The organism is Bacillus sp. LB7, assembly GCF_030449715.1.
Classification (GTDB): domain Bacteria; phylum Bacillota; class Bacilli; order Bacillales; family Bacillaceae; genus Bacillus; species Bacillus paralicheniformis.
Genome location: NZ_JASGCA010000019.1, coordinates 1 through 14,790, shown reverse-complemented (window position 1 = coordinate 14,790; position 14,790 = coordinate 1). Strand labels below are relative to the sequence as shown.

Sequence of the window (14,790 nt, the reverse complement as noted above, 5' to 3'; positions counted from 1 at the left end):
ACGCAGTGAAAGAATGGACGATGTATATTACAGTTTCTTGCCTTTTCATCTTGATCGTCTCTGTGATTGTTTTTTTCGCTCCGGCCTACAGCTTGCAGGATCTGCTGTTTCGACTGTTTGATGCCGTCATCATCTGTGTGCTGGCGGTCAATGGCCTTTATTTTCTGCGAAAAAATAAAGGCGTCGCTTGCTTATCGTTTTTACTCTGTTTCATCAACGTGGGACTGCTCATTGTTATGATGATCCACTAGTGTTTGGCGGATTAAAGGGCAGGCGGCAGCGGGAGACCTCCCCCAACAGCGCCGCCTTACCCCGTATTTTATTCAGCTGCGGAAAACAATGATTTTACCGGACGAATGGACTACCCGGTGTGTATGCTCCAAAAATTGCTTTTCCTTCAGGATTCCTCTTCCTTTCTCTTTCGCTTCTTCATGATCGGCCGCTTCAAATCGCTCATTCAAAAGCGTTTCTCCACTAGTGTCGAAAACGGTTACATAATAATTTTCCATTTCTCTTCCCCTTTCTCAAAATATGATCTATTTGTTTAAAATTATATAAAAATCAAAAAAATCCTTTTTAAAATGGTATGACTAACGTATGATTGTAAATTGGAAGGAGGAGTTATTATGCTCAAAATCGATCACGTCACGAAAAGATTCGGTTCATTTACAGCTGTAAACGATCTGACGCTGGAGATACCAGACAAGCAAATGTTCGGTCTGCTCGGCGCCAACGGAGCAGGGAAAACGACGACATTCCGAATGATATTAGGCCTTTTGAATGCGACAGAGGGTACTGTCACATGGAAAGGACAGCCGATTAACTACGGTGTCACAAACAGCATCGGCTATTTGCCCGAAGAGCGCGGACTGTATCCGAAGCTGAAGGTGAAAGATCAGCTCATATATCTCGGCCGCCTGAAAGGCATGACAAAGCAAAATGCGCTCAAGGAAATGGAGAAGTGGCTCGAACGGTTCCACATTACGGAATACGCCGACAAAAAGGTTGAGGAGCTATCCAAAGGGAACCAGCAAAAAATTCAATTCATCACCGCCGTGCTGCACAAGCCGGAGCTTTTGATTCTTGACGAGCCGTTCAGCGGGCTCGATCCGGTGAATGTCGAGCTTTTAAAAGATGCGGTCATTTCTTTGAAAGACGGCGGCACCTCGATTGTATTTTCAAGTCACAGGATGGAGCATGTCGAAGAGCTGTGCGAACACGTCTGCATCTTGCAGCGCGGGACGCCTGTCGTTCAAGGGAAATTAAAAGAAATCAAACGTTCTTTTGGCAGAAAGAATGTCACGATTCACGCAGACGGCGACTTGAGTTTCTTGAAAGAGGCGGACGGCATCGTCAAATGGCGGGATCATTCCGAAGGAGTCCGCCTGCAGGTCGAGAATGAAGAAGTCTCTCAAGAGCTGTTTACAATGCTTCAAGGACGCGGGTTTATCAGAAAGTTTGAACTTGAAGAGCCTTCTTTGCATGATATTTTCGTCGAAAAGGTAGGTGCCCGTTATGAATAAGTTTTGGATTGTTCTTTTCCATACATATCTCAGCAAGCTGAAAACGAAGTCGTTCATCATTTCAACGGCGATCACGCTTGCGCTTGTCGTGCTCGTCACAAATCTGGGATCGATTATTTCCATGTTTGATGACGGCGGAGAGGGTGATAAAATCGCCGTCATTGACCGCTCAAATCAGCTGTACGACACGTTTGCCCAGCAAGTGAAAGCACTCGACACTGATGAAGCGCTGGAAGTCGAGAAAGCGGATAAGCCGGAAAAAGAGCTTGAAAAAGACGTCAGAGACGAAAAGCTCGAAGGCATTTTAATCCTGGACAGAGATAAAAAAGGCGTGCTGAAGGGAACATATAAAGCGCTCGATATCGCTGATTCCACAGCTGTATCCACGATTGAACAGGCGCTCTCACAAGCAAAGATCGCCGTTGGAACGGCTGAATTGAACGTACCTCAGGAAAAGCTGAGTGAACTGTTTACACCGGTAAAAGTCAACAGTGTCGCCTTGAAAGAAGGCGCGAAAACCGAGGAAGAGCTTCAAAAGGCGACAGGGCTTGTCTATGTTGTGCTGTTTGTCATCTATTTTTCCGTTTTGATGTACGCGTCAATGATCGCGACAGAAGTTGCGACGGAAAAGTCTTCCCGCGTAATGGAAATTTTAATTTCCAGCGTGCCGCCTGTCCAGCAAATGTTCGCCAAACTGTTCGGCGTCGCCCTGTTGGGCCTGACACAGCTTGCCGCACTCCTTCTTGCCGGCTACCTGTCGCTTCAGTCCAGCCAGGAAAGCGGAGGGGATGCGGCTCAGCTGATTAAAGGATTTTTTGACGTTTCCGGCGTACCTACTGCAACGCTTGTGTACGCGGTCATTTTCTTGATGCTCGGCTACTTCCTCTACGCAACTCTTGCGGCATTTCTCGGAAGCGTCGTCAGCCGGATTGAAGATGTTCAGCAAATGATTTCGCCGATGATTCTGTTGGTCGTCGCTGGATTCATGATTGCCATGTTCGGACTGAATGCTCCGGATTCGACGTTTATTACCGTCACTTCATTCATTCCGTTCTTTGCGCCGATGATCATGTTCCTCAGAGTCGGCGTGCTTGATATTCCGTTTTGGGAAGCGGCGCTCGGCATCGGCATTACCGCACTCACTATTGTGATTCTCGCCGTCATCGGGGCGAGGGTGTATAAAGGCGGCGTGCTCATGTACACGAGCGGCGGCGGATTGAAAAATATTAAACAGGCGCTTCGTCTGTCAAAAGATCGATAATGAAAGAGAAAAGCAGCTTGAAAGAAAAGCTGCTTTTTTCGCGCAAAGAGTAGAACGTGCATTCGCTTTCAACCCGTGATAGAATGGGAGCAGAATATTCTATGAAAAGGAGCAGAAGATTGACAAACATCACTTTCATTCATGCGGCCGATCTGCACCTGGACAGTCCGTTTCACGGCATCAGCCGGCTACCCGAAGAGGTTTACCGGCGGATCAAAAACAGCACATTTAAAAGCGCTGAAAATGTGTTTAAGCTTGCGATTGATGAACAGGCCGACTTCATTTTGCTTGCCGGCGATCTTTTCGACGAAGCAAACCGCAGTTTAAAAGCACAGATGTTTTTGAGAAAGCAATTTTTAAAGCTGAAAGAGAACAACATCCAAGTCTATGTGATTTTTGGCAATCACGATCATCTGGGCGGCGATTGGACGCCGATTGAATGGCCGGACAACGTCCACATTTTCTCGTCGGAAGACATTGAAGAAAAATCGTTTTACAAAGACGGCCGGCTCGCCGCAAGCATCTACGGGTACAGCTATCCCGAGCGCTCTGTTTTTGCCAATAAGGCTGCCGAAATCAAAAAAACGACCGACGCGCCCTTGCATATCGGCATGATTCACGGGACGCTTTCCGGGGAGAGCGGCCATGATCCGTACTGTCCTTTTTCCCTTCAAGATTTAAAAAACGGCCGGATGGATTACTGGGCGCTTGGCCATATACATAAAAGACAGGTCATTTCAGCCTCCGACCCGGCGGTGATTTATCCGGGAAACACGCAATCACGGCACATGAAGGAAACGGGGGAGAAAGGCTGCTATCTCGTCAATGTTTGCGGCGGAGAACTGTCTTTCGAATTTAAAGCCTTATCGGATGTTCTGTGGGAAACGGCCAGCATCGATATCTCCGGGACAAAGCAGATGACAGAGCTGATCAGCCTGATGCGGGATGCCCTGCAATCTTTCAGAAACAGAGGCAAGCCCGCATGCGTCAAGATGGTATTGAAAGGAGAAACACCCTCTTATTTGGCGGAAGGACAGGCCGGCATTGCGGACGAGATCCTTGACATCTTCCATGAAGAAGAGCGGGAAGAAGACGCGTTCATCTGGCTTACCGCGATCGAGGATCAAACAGATGCCGCCTTGTCTGGAATCGAACGGGACGCTTTTTTCCAGGAGCTTTTACAAGAAATGCAGGAATTTCAGGATTTCAGCCTGATTTTTGACGATTTGGAGCGGCATCCGGTTTTTAGAAGGCACGGAGACCGGTTTAATGAAGAAGACTTTCGGGACATTCGCGCGCAGGCGGAAAAACTGCTGCTTCATGAACTGAAGACATTGAAAAGATAAAGGAGGATGCAGGGTGAATATACATGCGATACATATATACGGATACGGTAAATTTGCCAATCAGACATTTCGCCTGTCTCCTTCAAATCTGCATTTGGTCTACGGGCTCAATGAAGCAGGGAAAACGACGCTCATGTCGTTTATTGAAAGCGTGCTGTTCGGTTTTCCGAAGACGAAACGGTACGAGCCGAAAACGGGCGTCATTTACGGGGGGATGCTTGAGGTCGGGCACCCTGATTTGGGGCGGATCCGAATCGAACGGACGGCCGGAAAGCCTGAGCGGGTCACCGTTTATCTGGAAGACGGCAGCACGAAGCCGGAAGGTTTTTTAAATGAGCTGCTGTCAGGCGTCGACAGACAGCTGTATAAAGCGATCTACTCATTTGACGTGTTCGGCCTTCAGGAAATTCATAAATTCAACCGCGACAAAATCGGCCGTTTTCTGCTGTTTTCGAGTCTGTTCGGCTCTGATGCGATTTCCAAGATGGATGCCAGCCTCGTGAAAAAGCAGGAAGAGCTGTTTAAACCGAACGGACGGAAGCCTGAGCTGAATCAGGAGCTCGACCGGTTAAAAAGGCTTTCCGAAGATTTGAAAAAGGCGAAAGCGCGGGAAGGCGACTACCACCGGCTGTTAAACGAAAAAAAAGGCGCTGAGGCGTCAATAAAGGAAAGCGAGCAACTGCTGAAAGATCTTGAGCACCTCGTCTCACAAATCGAGCAGGCCATTGAGATTCTGCCGGCGGCCGCCGAAAAACGCCAGCTGGAAGAGCAGCTCGCTTCTTTCGGCGGCTCAGGAGAAAGCCGTTTCCCCGAAGGCGGACTTTTTGAGCTCGAAAAGCTCGAATCCCACCTGCATCCAAAAGCGGCTCAGCTGAAGGCGCTGGAAGAAAAAAAGCGCCGTTTGGAACAGCGCGCCGCCGCTCTTGCACCGGCTGAAGACTTTCTCGAGCACGAAGCGGAAGAGCTTTTAAAAGCATATCCGTTTTACCAGTCGTATTCCGAAAAAATCGCGTCTTTGACTGATCAGCTTCACCAGATAAACGGACGCGTTCAAGCGGGACTTGAGCGCCTGCAAATCGAGGAATGCGATATCCTCAACGCGGACACCGCATATGAATACGAGTGGAAGCTGCAAGAAACCGCTCAGGCATACATCGAGCTGCGTGAACTGAAGCGGTCGCTTGACGAGCGGTTTGAGCAGGCGAGGGCTGATCTGGAGGAAGCTGAACAGGCCCACGCCGCTCTCAGCAATGAAGTGATGCCGGAAGATATCCGCAAGCAAAAGGAAGAAACCCTCAGCCGCCTTGCGTCCGCCGGCGGCCATGCCGGAAGGCGGGAAGAGCTGCTCCTTCAGCTGTCCTATCTGAAGCAAGAACAAAAGGTTCGGATGAAAAGAAGAAAGACCGCTTTTGCGGCAGCGCTTTGTGCTGCTTTTGCAGCAGCTTGTGCGGCGCTCTTTTTCAAGGAGTGGTTCCCGGGCGCTTTACTCGTGCCGATCTTGCTCATAGTTGCCGCTGTTGTTCTAAAAAAGCCCGAGCCTTCCGCCGCAGCGGCTTTTATTCAAAAACAGCTGGACGACATTGAACGCAGCGGTTCAAAAAGCGGAGTGAGTGACAACGCTTTGAGGGAAGAGCTGTGGAAGGACGACCAAACCCGGCAGCTCCTCATCGCAAAACAAGCTGAGCTTAAACAGAGAGAAGCGGAATATGAAAGAGCGATTCAGAAGTTCGAAGCGTGGGAAAAGGATATCCGTCCGTATCAGGAGAAGACCGAACGCTATTTGAAAGAGTTGAACCTGTCAATCGACCCGTCATTTTTAGCCGATGCGTACGCTTTGATCAAGGAACTCCGAGAGGAAATGTTGAAAAAGCGGGATATCGAGAAAGAGCTGAGCCGCCTTCAGTCTAAAAAAGCATCTTTTGAAGCGGAATTGAGAAAGCTTGTCTCATCTCTCGGCCGCGCTGGCGAAAGCGTCCAAGAGCAGGTGTTTCAGCTGAAAAGCGCGCTTGATTCCCAAAAAGAAAAACTTCGGCAAAAACAGGAAGCGGACGTGTCTTTAAAGCATACCGCCGAACAAATCAAAGAGCTGACAAAAGAGACGGAATACTTCCAATCCCAAATTGGCGAACTCTTTCAAAAAGCAGGGGCGGACGGCCGTGAGATGTTCATCGGTCTGGCGAAGCGCGACCAAGCCAAAAAAGAATTAACAGCAAGGCTCGGGCAGCTTAAAAGAGAGCTCGGCAGGCAGGACGAGAAGGCCGTCATGCTCGCATCAGAACACTCTCTTGCAGAACTGAAAGGAAAGCTGGCCGAGACGCAGGAAAAAAGGGCCCGTATAGAAAATAAGCTTGCAGAAGAAAGACAAAAGGCGGCGAATGTCCATGCGGAACTGGTCAGACTTGAGGAATCGGGAGCGGTATCCGAGCTCGCCTATCAGACCGGAATGCAAAAAGAGCGGGTCGCCGAACTGGCCAAAAAGTGGGCCGCCGTCAAGCTGATCAGGCAGGCGGTCAAAAACAAGATCGATGAACATAAGAAGGTTCGGCTTCCGAAGCTGTTACAGACGGCTGAATCATTACTGAACCCATTGACTGCCGGGCAATACGAAAAAATTTATTTTTCTGAAACAGATGATTCCATGATGGTCATGCGGAAAGACGGGGCTGTTTTTTACGCCCACGAACTGTCCCAGGCAACTTGTGAACAGCTCTATTTAGCGATCCGATTCGCTCTGGCCCTCTCCCATCAAAAGGAAGTCAAATTGCCGTTCCAGTTGGATGACAGCTTTGTCCACTTTGACCGGGAGAGGTTTAAACAAGTGCTGAACATCTTAAAAAAGCTTTCAGGCGAAGATCAGCAAATCTTGTATTTTACGTGTCATGAACATGTAAGAGAAGCTTTTCACGACGAAGATGTGATTCTGCTGCCTTCCGTCATGAAAAAGGTGGAAGTGAAGGGTATAACTAACAAATAAAAGTGTGTGCTATAATGATTTTATGTAGGAAAACGGAGGGAGCTTTATCATGGCAAAAGGTATCATGCTGCACGAAGTTGGCGAGCAGGTGGATTTGTATTTGCTCATTAAATCGTCAACGAAAGGAATCGCGAGCAACGGGAAACCGTTTTTAACGCTGATGCTCCAGGATCAGTCTGGAGATATAGAAGCGAAGCTTTGGGACGCCAAACAGCAGGACGAAGTGACCTATGGCCCGCAGACGATCGTAAAAGTGGTCGGCGACATTCATCATTACCGCGGGCGGAACCAGCTGAAGCTGAGAAACATCAGACCTGCGGGCGAGAATGAAAATGTCAAAATCGATGACTTTCTTGAGACTGCACCGATTCCCAAAAACGAAATGATGGATGCGGTCACTCAATATATTTTTGAAATGAAAAACCCGAGTATTCAGCGAATCACGAGGCACCTCGTCAAAAAATACGGCAAGGAATTCATTGATTATCCGGCTGCGACGAAAAATCACCACGAGTTCGTATCAGGTCTCGCATACCATGTTGTCTCCATGCTGAACCTGGCCAAATCGGTTGCAGACCTGTATCCGTCGCTCGATCGCGACCTATTGTACGCAGGCGTTATTCTGCATGACCTTGGAAAAGTAAAAGAACTATCCGGACCGGTGTCCACGACCTATACTGTCGAAGGGAATCTGCTGGGGCACATTTCGATTATGGTGACAGAAATTGCAAAAGCAGCCGAAGAGCTTCAAATTGATTCAGAAGAAGTGCTGATTCTCCAGCATTTGATTTTAAGCCATCACGGCAAACCCGAATGGGGCAGTCCGAAGCCGCCGATGGTCAAGGAAGCGGAAATTCTTCACTATATCGACAACCTTGACGCGAAGATCAATATGATGGACAGAGCGCTCGAACGGGTCAAGCCTGGAGAATATACCGAACGCGTCTTTGCATTGGATAATCGTTCCTTTTATAAACCCGTTTTTCACAAATAAGCGTCATAACTTGTCTCCCTTTTGCATAATGTCTGATATACAGTTTATTCAAAAAAGGGGGAAAAGCCGTGCTGCTGTTTCCGTGGTGGGTGTACCTTTGCATCGTCGGCATTATTTTCAGCGCCTATAAGCTGATGACGACGGCAAAGGAAGAGGAAAAGATCGATCAGGCTTTTATCGAAAAAGAAGGCCGCATTTATATCGAACGGATGGAAAAAGAAAAAGCACAGCGCATGAAGCGTTCATTGGATGAAGATCAAGAACAGCATGAAAAATCGGCTGACAGTCATTCCATCGCATAAAAAAAGCTGTCCGGCCCCGCGAGGGGAGGACAGCTTTTTTGGCGTCAGCTGCTGCTGCTTGTCTGAGCTTGGCGCTGGTCGACTTGTTTTTTCAACTCTTTGTCTTTTACTTTTAAATCAGCATCTTTGACAAGTTTGTCAATGACAGATTGCAGTTCAGTTTGATCGTTTTGCTTTTGTTCTTGGACCTCTTTTTTGAGCTCTTTTTTCATGTCTTCATATTTGCCGCGCTCTTCGTCTTTCTTAATGATGTGATAGCCGAATTGCGATTTCACAGGGCCGCTGATTTCGCCGGTTTTCAAAGCAAATGCCGCTTTGACGAAATCCTTGTCCATGTTATCGTCCTTGCCGACCCATCCGAGGTCGCCGCCTTTTTCGGCTGTTCCGTCAGTTGAATACTCTTTTGCAAGGTCTTCGAATTTTTCGCCTTTTTTCAGCTTTTTCTCAACTTCTTCAGCCGTTTTCTTTTCCTTCACAAGAATGTGGCTTAAGTGGATTTTGCCTTTCAGGCCGTCATAATATTCTTTTACGTCATCATCGGTTACTTTTATGTTATCCTTTGCGGCTTTTTGCATGAGAAGTTCGTATTTGATCTGTTCTTTGACGAAGTCTTCGCCTTTCTGGTCAATGAGCTGGTTGAGCTGGTCTCCCATCGATTTTTTGTACTCGTTCAGCTTTTTGTCGACTTCTTTGTCGGAGACATCGTATTTATCGTCGAGTACTTTTTGCTGAACAAGCATGTTCAGTGCGTCAGCTCCGGCATTGTCTTTTAATGTTTGATAAAGGTCTTCTTTTGTAATATTCCCAGCTTTTGTTTCTGCAACAACCTCAGAGTCTCCCCCGCTGCATGCGCTGAGAGCCAGCACACTTGTCGCTGTAATCGCCGCAATTGCAATCTTCTTCATAAATGCAAACACTCCTAATCATAACAGTTTAAACTTTCCTTTGAATTGTATCATATCATATTCTGACATGCTGTAAAAAGATTTTCAACAGAGGGGCATCCGTCTAGTCAAATTTTCTTTCCGCTCATACAAATATATTGATCAAGAAAAGGAGGTCAATAACATGAGCGGAGGATACTCAAGCGGTTTTGCTTTATTGGTCGTGTTGTTCATTTTATTAATCATCGTTGGTGCAGCTTATCTGTACTAAAACCTTAGAAAATGAGAAAAGAACCGTTATTTTTTCAGGCGGTTCTTTTCTTTTGGACGATAGCCTAAGCGTTTCATGACATTCGTGCATACACTAATGTAACGACTGGGGCAGAGGAGGTGTCAATATGGGCGACGGTTATGCAGGAGGTTTCGCTGGCGGCTTTGCGCTGCTTGTGGTACTGTTCATCTTATTAATTATTATTGGTGCTTCTTGGATATGCTAATCAACAAAAGGATAGCTGCCGGATCAATACGATCGGCAGCTATCCTTTTTTTCTTTACACCGTAAAGGAAATCTCAATGAATGATGAGATCAATAAAATTAAGATCAGCACATTAATCATTCTAAACACCTTATCCTGCCGTTCTTCAGGAATCTCTCTGACAAGGCATAAAGAGTTTGTAAGCTTGTTTATGTTGAAGACAGTAAAAACCGCAAACAAGATGAAATAAAAAAGGATGATAGGAGATCCCCCTCTCTGTTTCTGCTCCATACTACATTACCAAATATTTATTAAAAAAGATAGAAAATAGACTGAAAAAAAGGATTTTCCAAGTGCCGAGCGGCTGGATTATTTTTGTATTAAAATATCAAAATCGTCGGCTTCCTGATCGACATAACAGTTTTTAGGCGCTTTGATCAGTTTCCAGGCGAACAGAAAATCAGGCAGACAATAGCCGAAATGAATGCTTGAAATGATGCAGAAATAATGAGCAAAGCTCGGCATCACAGCCCCCGCGTAAAATAAAGCAGGCGTGATGACGAAAAAAGGGCAGAGAAGAGAGACAAGCATCGTGTTTTTTGGAACTTCTCTCCATGTTCTCATTTTCAACCAATAAATCTTTTTTTCTAATTTTTTCTTGCTGATCACCGGCAAGATATGAAGAATTTTATGGGCAATTATAGCCGCAACCAAAAGTCCTGCAAACAAAAGGGCATGATCGCCTCTCTGAACAGTTTGCGGATGAATCAGCTGCATCGCTAAATATTCGGGAATAAAAAATAAAATCATTAAACTGACGGCAGTGAGCACGATGCGCATGCCTCCATAATCTTTAACGAGATTGATGGTTTTCCAGCAACTCATAAATGACATCCTTCCGTTTCAACAAACTTTATATGAAATCCTCAGAATAATTTACTCCTCTGGATGAGAAAAATCAATCCCTTTTCCGAAAAAAATTTCGTCATTTTCCAAAGAATTTAGAAGGGTGTAAAAGGAACAGAAATCTCCCGTGTTGAACTTTCATCAAAAGGGAATATCGGCTAAAATAAGAGAAAGGGAGAGAAGGGACAAATATGAACTCTATCGAGCAACGCCTTGAGCGGCTGGAATATTACATCAAACTGTTATTGAACAATTCGGATATGGAAGAGTATCCGTATTATAAAATGTTGATCGAAAAGGGCTTATCAGAGGAAGAAGCAAAGGAAACGGAAAAGCTGTGCGAAGAGCTCTCAAAGGAGCTTGAAGCACAAAAAGCGCAAGGATATGTGATGTTCGATCATCTCCTCACGCTTTTTGCGGGACAGTTAAATGAAAAACTTGAAGTGCACGAAACGATTTTCGCCCTTCACAGACAAGGTCTGTACAAACCGCTGATGAGCGAATTCGTCAGCATAATCAGGCAATACGATCTGGCTTAGTTTTTAAGAGGCTCAAGCGGTTTGTCCATCTCTATCGATTCCCCGGCTTCTTTTGCTTCTTGTTTTTTCTTCATTTTGCCCTCTTCGCTCGTAAATTCACTTTCGATGTTTGAAAACGATTTTTCGAAAATTTCCATGAAATCATCGCCGTAAATATGGCGGATGATCGACATCATCTCGACGATTTCTGGAAACTTCCCGTACAGCTGATGAAGGGGCTGAGCGCCTTTTAAGACGGCATTCCGGGTCGGATCGTAAGACTCGAGGATTTTAAGGAAAACGTCTTCACCTTTCGGAGTCAGCTGAATGTAAGTGTTTCGTTTGTCATTCAATTTTTTAGAAAACTCCAGGTAACCTCTTTCCTCAAGTTTTTTTGAAAAATTAAACGCTGTGGATACGTGCATGACGCCGAACTTGGCGATTTCCGAAATGGATGCACCGTTCAGCTGGTAGGCGATCCACAAAATATGATGCTCGTTAATGTTCAGATCATAAGGTTTAATCCACTGCTGCCAATCCTTTTCTATTGACTTCCAAAGCGCCTTGCTAAGCTGTGCCATTCTTTGACTGAATAAAAGGGCTTCTTTCACCGTATAGGGCTCTTCCGCTCGATTCATTCACTTCACCTGCTTCTCTTTATCTTATAATTTCTATTATGCCAATAAAATAAAGATTAATAAAGATGTAAATTTACGAAATTTTTAAAAAATCCAGCTTTACGGTGTGAAATCAGGATTTTACCCAAAAAAAGAGCGTGAAAATTTTCCATTCACACCCCTTTTTTAAGGTTCATTTTTTTCGCTGAGTATATTAGTTTTGTAAGGTTTTCTCCAGCTGTTTTATCTTTTCTTCAATCTCAGCGATTTCCTTTTTTAAGTCCTGCTGATGAGGTTTGATTTCCGCGCGCCATTCCTGAATGGACGTTTGCAGTTCGCTGCCGACGTCTTTGATGATTTCCGCGCCTTCTATGGCGGTTTTGACGAATTGCTCTTTTAATGCGATTCCGTCGTTTTTCAGCCTTTTGACGGTGTCTTCCCATTTACCGCAGTTGGCTTTAAGCTGTCCTCTCAAGTTTTTTCCTGAAGTCGGTGCGGTCAGCAATGCTGCAACACCGCCGATAACACCGCCTACAATCAGTCCCGCTGCTAAAGATCGGCCTTTTGACATGTACATCACCCCGGTTATATTTTTAAAGATCAGGCTTGGCAGGCGCCCGTCTTCTCATGATTAGATATTGGCGTCCGAGCCGGCCATCCGTTTTTCTTCTTAGAAACTTCTGCATAGCTTGCTTTATTTTAGCATACTTTTTTAAAAAGGAGGGAGAGGGTTGTCTGTCATTATCATTGTTTTGACAATTTTAAGTGCTGTATTTACCGCCGGCTCCTTTTATTATTTAAGGCTTCTCGGATATTCTGCATCTTACCCGCCGAAACGCATTCTTAAACAAAAAGCGCTTTTTTGCACGGGAAGTGCAGGATTGGCGCTCCTGCTCCTTTTTTTTATTCAGCTTCTTATATAAAATATCGGGCGGATTCCCCTTTTTTTGACCATCAAAACGAAAAAAAACTCTTCAAAAAAAGGATATCCCTTTTCAAGAAGAGGTTCTGGTTTTATTTGACTTGTTCAATCAGCCTTGAGCGCTTCATGATCGACTGCACGATCGGGAAGATGACCGCCATGGCGATCGTATTGATCAAGGCAGCAGGTAAAACGACAACAGAAAACAGAGTGATGAACCCCTGGTTTCCAGGCAGGCCGACGATGAACAGCGCAGCCGTAAGGAAAATGGTTCCGGAAAGAACCGTTCCTGCAGCAGTTAATCCGGCGGCGGCAAGCGTTTTGCTGTTCAGCTTTTTCACAAGCAGAAATACGCCGAAGAACATCAAGGCTGTTAGCGGTTTGTCGATGATGTTGGGCAGCTGTCCTCCCGGAAAAGCCGTCGTCAACGCGGAAATGACGCCTGTCACGATTCCGATGACGAGAACATTTTGCAATCTAGGGAACAAAAGGATTCCCATAAACATCATGATCAGCATCATATCCGGCTTCATTCCGTAGAAAAAAGGCGGAATCACAGCGTGAAGCGCCGCTCCAATGGCGACAAACAGGGCCATAGCGACTAATTCTTTTGTTTTCATATCTATTCTCTCCTCATCTAGGCTCTTTTTACGCTTTCCAATAATATGCTCGTCATTTATTGCGAAAGCTTTCTAGTAGTATATCAAACTTTCGAAGGAATGGGGAAGCCTTTTTCGCCATTTTCCATCATCAGGATAACCATCAGTTTTCTTCGCGGAATTTCTTCATAAAGGCCGCCAGCTTTTCGCAGTCTTCAACCGATACGGCATTGTAAATCGAAGCGCGGCAGCCTCCGACCGAACGGTGTCCGCCAAGCCCTGACATTTTTTCTTCCTTTGCCTTTGCGATGAATGATGCTGTCAGCTCATCATTTTTAAGCGTAAAGGTGACGTTCATGTTTGAGCGGCTGTCTTCTCTCGCATGGCCGCGGTAGAATCCGCCGCTTTCGTCGATCGCGTTGTATAAAATACCGGCCTTTTCGCGATTGCGTTTCTCAATGGCATCGAGGCCGCCTTTTTCCTTGAGCCACTCCAGCACGAGAGAGAGCATATAAATCGCAAAAGTCGGCGGGGTATTGTAGAGAGAATCCGCTTTGGCATGTGTTGAGTATTTCAGGATTTTGGCAACTTGCTCGTTTTCTTTGCCGAGCCAGTCTTTTTTCATGATGACAACGGTCACCCCTGACGGTCCGAGGTTTTTCTGCGCGCCGGCATAGATGATGTCAAATTGGGAAACATCGATTTTTCTGCTTAAAATATCGCTGGACATATCAGCGACAACCGGAATCGGAGCGTCAGGGAACTTTTGCCACTGCGTTCCGAAGATCGTGTTGTTGGAAGTCAGGTGGAGGTAAGCCCCGTCTGCCGGAATCTCCGGTACTTCGGGAATATAGCTGTACGTATCTTCTTTACTGGACGCGATGATCGATGTGTTTCCGAAGAGCTTCGCTTCGGCCAGCGCTTTTTCAGACCAGGCGCCTGTCATCATGAAGTGGGCCGTTTTGTCTTCGGAGAGGAAGTTCATCGGAATCATTGAGAACTGAAGGCTTGCTCCGCCTTGCAAAAACATGATTTCATAATCATCAGGTATGTCCATCAGTTCCTTTAACAGAGCTTTCGCTTTTTGATGAACGGCGTCATACTCTTTGCTGCGATGGGACAGCTCCATCACGGACATCCCCGCACCGTTGAAATCAAGAAATTCGTCTTTCGCCTTTTGCAGTACTTCTAAAGGCAGTGCTGCCGGTCCTGCGTTAAAGTTCGTTGTACGTATCATCACAATCGCTCCCTGTTCATGTATAAAAATATAAAACAATCCTATCATAAAAGGTTCCGGTTATACATAAAAAATTTGAATTGTGTGAAATATAGAGCAAGTCTGTTTAGCCGTGCCGGGCGATCTGAAAAATGTGGAGTTTTTTTGAACGAAAAAATAATAACCACCCGTGCTAACGGGTGGTTTTCTCTGCGGCTGAAAGCCTTTGTTACTGACCAAACCCTAAAGGGT

Annotated in this window: 19 protein-coding genes; 11 read left to right on the top strand and 8 right to left on the bottom strand. The window is 46.0% G+C overall.

What is annotated here, in order from left to right:
• Nucleotides 1–5 precede the first annotated feature (5 nt).
• Entirely contained in the window at nucleotides 6–251 is a 246-nt protein-coding gene (locus QMZ64_RS19095; RefSeq protein WP_265627454.1) for a hypothetical protein, read from the top strand.
• 72 nt (nucleotides 252–323) lie between these two features.
• Here the strand turns inward: QMZ64_RS19095 and QMZ64_RS19090 are convergent, their stop codons facing one another.
• Nucleotides 324–509: a YhzD family protein gene (locus tag QMZ64_RS19090; RefSeq protein ID WP_265627453.1), complete on the bottom strand. Its 186-nt coding sequence runs from the start codon at nucleotides 507–509 to the stop codon at nucleotides 324–326.
• A gap of 117 nt (nucleotides 510–626) precedes the next feature.
• On the opposite strand from QMZ64_RS19090, the gene QMZ64_RS19085 reads away from it, so the two are divergent.
• The 6 genes from QMZ64_RS19085 (at nucleotide 627) to QMZ64_RS19060 (ending at nucleotide 8,400) form a co-directional block, all read left to right on the top strand.
• The gene (locus QMZ64_RS19085) at nucleotides 627–1,523 is read left to right on the top strand and encodes an ABC transporter ATP-binding protein (protein ID WP_265627452.1); all 897 of its coding nucleotides are present in this window, start codon (nucleotides 627–629) and stop codon (nucleotides 1,521–1,523) included.
• The gene (locus QMZ64_RS19080) at nucleotides 1,516–2,784 is read left to right on the top strand and encodes an ABC transporter permease (protein WP_243939399.1); all 1,269 of its coding nucleotides are present in this window, start codon (nucleotides 1,516–1,518) and stop codon (nucleotides 2,782–2,784) included. The genes QMZ64_RS19085 and QMZ64_RS19080 overlap by 8 nt, the downstream gene beginning before the upstream one ends.
• 119 nt (nucleotides 2,785–2,903) lie before the next feature.
• A complete protein-coding gene (locus QMZ64_RS19075) occupies nucleotides 2,904–4,130 on the top strand; it encodes a metallophosphoesterase family protein (RefSeq protein WP_265627451.1) in 1,227 nt (408 codons plus the stop codon).
• Between the two features lie 13 nt (nucleotides 4,131–4,143).
• Nucleotides 4,144–7,104, top strand: a complete 2,961-nt coding sequence (locus tag QMZ64_RS19070) for an AAA family ATPase (RefSeq protein ID WP_265627450.1) — start codon at nucleotides 4,144–4,146, stop codon at nucleotides 7,102–7,104.
• Nucleotides 7,105–7,153: 49 nt separating this feature from the next.
• Complete coding sequence (yhaM, locus tag QMZ64_RS19065; protein ID WP_043927095.1) at nucleotides 7,154–8,098, top strand: 3'-5' exoribonuclease YhaM; 945 nt, start codon at nucleotides 7,154–7,156, stop codon at nucleotides 8,096–8,098.
• A gap of 68 nt (nucleotides 8,099–8,166) precedes the next feature.
• Nucleotides 8,167–8,400 carry a sporulation YhaL family protein gene (locus QMZ64_RS19060; protein ID WP_020450792.1) on the top strand — a complete coding sequence of 78 codons (234 nt, stop codon included), beginning with the start codon at nucleotides 8,167–8,169 and terminating at the stop codon, nucleotides 8,398–8,400.
• 44 nt (nucleotides 8,401–8,444) lie between these two features.
• Here QMZ64_RS19060 and QMZ64_RS19055 read toward each other — a convergent pair whose 3' ends face one another.
• Nucleotides 8,445–9,305: a peptidylprolyl isomerase gene (locus QMZ64_RS19055; RefSeq protein WP_265627449.1), complete on the bottom strand. Its 861-nt coding sequence runs from the start codon at nucleotides 9,303–9,305 to the stop codon at nucleotides 8,445–8,447.
• Between the two features lie 163 nt (nucleotides 9,306–9,468).
• Between QMZ64_RS19055 and QMZ64_RS19050 the strand changes: the two genes are divergently transcribed.
• Both QMZ64_RS19050 and QMZ64_RS19045 read left to right on the top strand, forming a co-directional pair.
• Nucleotides 9,469–9,555, top strand: a complete 87-nt coding sequence (locus QMZ64_RS19050; protein WP_003180245.1) for a YjcZ family sporulation protein — start codon at nucleotides 9,469–9,471, stop codon at nucleotides 9,553–9,555.
• 127 nt (nucleotides 9,556–9,682) lie between these two features.
• Nucleotides 9,683–9,781, top strand: coding sequence for a YjcZ family sporulation protein (locus QMZ64_RS19045; RefSeq protein WP_003180247.1), 99 nt, complete (start codon nucleotides 9,683–9,685; stop codon nucleotides 9,779–9,781).
• 54 nt (nucleotides 9,782–9,835) lie between these two features.
• Here QMZ64_RS19045 and QMZ64_RS19040 read toward each other — a convergent pair whose 3' ends face one another.
• Both QMZ64_RS19040 and QMZ64_RS19035 read right to left on the bottom strand, forming a co-directional pair.
• On the bottom strand, nucleotides 9,836–10,051 hold the full coding sequence (locus tag QMZ64_RS19040; protein ID WP_003180249.1) for a hypothetical protein: 216 nt from the start codon (nucleotides 10,049–10,051) through the stop codon (nucleotides 9,836–9,838).
• Between the two features lie 78 nt (nucleotides 10,052–10,129).
• Nucleotides 10,130–10,645 (bottom strand): DUF3267 domain-containing protein, encoded by a 516-nt coding sequence (locus tag QMZ64_RS19035; RefSeq protein ID WP_075754797.1) that lies wholly within the window; start codon nucleotides 10,643–10,645, stop codon nucleotides 10,130–10,132.
• Between the two features lie 212 nt (nucleotides 10,646–10,857).
• On the opposite strand from QMZ64_RS19035, the gene QMZ64_RS19030 reads away from it, so the two are divergent.
• Entirely contained in the window at nucleotides 10,858–11,205 is a 348-nt protein-coding gene (locus QMZ64_RS19030; protein WP_265627448.1) for a YhaI family protein, read from the top strand.
• Here QMZ64_RS19030 and QMZ64_RS19025 read toward each other — a convergent pair.
• Both QMZ64_RS19025 and QMZ64_RS19020 read right to left on the bottom strand, forming a co-directional pair.
• A complete protein-coding gene (locus tag QMZ64_RS19025) occupies nucleotides 11,202–11,822 on the bottom strand; it encodes an HTH-type transcriptional regulator Hpr (RefSeq protein ID WP_020450797.1) in 621 nt (206 codons plus the stop codon). The genes QMZ64_RS19030 and QMZ64_RS19025 overlap by 4 nt on opposite strands.
• Nucleotides 11,823–12,015: 193 nt before the next feature.
• Nucleotides 12,016–12,372: a YtxH domain-containing protein gene (locus tag QMZ64_RS19020; protein ID WP_265627447.1), complete on the bottom strand. Its 357-nt coding sequence runs from the start codon at nucleotides 12,370–12,372 to the stop codon at nucleotides 12,016–12,018.
• 160 nt (nucleotides 12,373–12,532) lie between these two features.
• On the opposite strand from QMZ64_RS19020, the gene yhzF reads away from it, so the two are divergent.
• A complete protein-coding gene (gene yhzF, locus QMZ64_RS19015; RefSeq protein ID WP_020450798.1) occupies nucleotides 12,533–12,724 on the top strand; it encodes a membrane protein YhzF in 192 nt (63 codons plus the stop codon).
• 91 nt (nucleotides 12,725–12,815) lie between these two features.
• Here the strand turns inward: yhzF and QMZ64_RS19010 are convergent, their stop codons facing one another.
• Both QMZ64_RS19010 and serC read right to left on the bottom strand, forming a co-directional pair.
• On the bottom strand, nucleotides 12,816–13,343 hold the full coding sequence (locus QMZ64_RS19010) for a tryptophan transporter (RefSeq protein WP_020450799.1): 528 nt from the start codon (nucleotides 13,341–13,343) through the stop codon (nucleotides 12,816–12,818).
• Between the two features lie 142 nt (nucleotides 13,344–13,485).
• The gene (serC, locus tag QMZ64_RS19005) at nucleotides 13,486–14,559 is read right to left on the bottom strand and encodes a 3-phosphoserine/phosphohydroxythreonine transaminase (RefSeq protein ID WP_301441519.1); all 1,074 of its coding nucleotides are present in this window, start codon (nucleotides 14,557–14,559) and stop codon (nucleotides 13,486–13,488) included.
• Between the last annotated feature and the right edge of the window lie 231 nt (nucleotides 14,560–14,790).

Excerpts from the sequence above, each read along its gene's own strand:
- QMZ64_RS19025 (WP_020450797.1), bottom strand. The coding sequence starts at position 11,822 with ATGAATCGAGCGGAAGAGCCCTATACGGTGAAAGAAGCCCTTTTATTC.
- QMZ64_RS19090 (WP_265627453.1), bottom strand. The coding sequence starts at position 509 with ATGGAAAATTATTATGTAACCGTTTTCGACACTAGTGGAGAAACGCTT.
- QMZ64_RS19085 (WP_265627452.1), top strand. The coding sequence starts at position 627 with ATGCTCAAAATCGATCACGTCACGAAAAGATTCGGTTCATTTACAGCT.
- QMZ64_RS19010 (WP_020450799.1), bottom strand. The coding sequence starts at position 13,343 with ATGAAAACAAAAGAATTAGTCGCTATGGCCCTGTTTGTCGCCATTGGA.
- QMZ64_RS19080 (WP_243939399.1), top strand. The coding sequence starts at position 1,516 with ATGAATAAGTTTTGGATTGTTCTTTTCCATACATATCTCAGCAAGCTG.
- yhaM (WP_043927095.1), top strand. The coding sequence starts at position 7,154 with ATGGCAAAAGGTATCATGCTGCACGAAGTTGGCGAGCAGGTGGATTTG.
- QMZ64_RS19035 (WP_075754797.1), bottom strand. The coding sequence starts at position 10,645 with ATGAGTTGCTGGAAAACCATCAATCTCGTTAAAGATTATGGAGGCATG.
- QMZ64_RS19050 (WP_003180245.1), top strand. The coding sequence starts at position 9,469 with ATGAGCGGAGGATACTCAAGCGGTTTTGCTTTATTGGTCGTGTTGTTC.
- QMZ64_RS19045 (WP_003180247.1), top strand. The coding sequence starts at position 9,683 with ATGGGCGACGGTTATGCAGGAGGTTTCGCTGGCGGCTTTGCGCTGCTT.
- QMZ64_RS19030 (WP_265627448.1), top strand. The coding sequence starts at position 10,858 with ATGAACTCTATCGAGCAACGCCTTGAGCGGCTGGAATATTACATCAAA.
- QMZ64_RS19055 (WP_265627449.1), bottom strand. The coding sequence starts at position 9,305 with ATGAAGAAGATTGCAATTGCGGCGATTACAGCGACAAGTGTGCTGGCT.
- QMZ64_RS19040 (WP_003180249.1), bottom strand. The coding sequence starts at position 10,051 with ATGGAGCAGAAACAGAGAGGGGGATCTCCTATCATCCTTTTTTATTTC.
- serC (WP_301441519.1), bottom strand. The coding sequence starts at position 14,559 with ATGATACGTACAACGAACTTTAACGCAGGACCGGCAGCACTGCCTTTA.
- QMZ64_RS19020 (WP_265627447.1), bottom strand. The coding sequence starts at position 12,372 with ATGTCAAAAGGCCGATCTTTAGCAGCGGGACTGATTGTAGGCGGTGTT.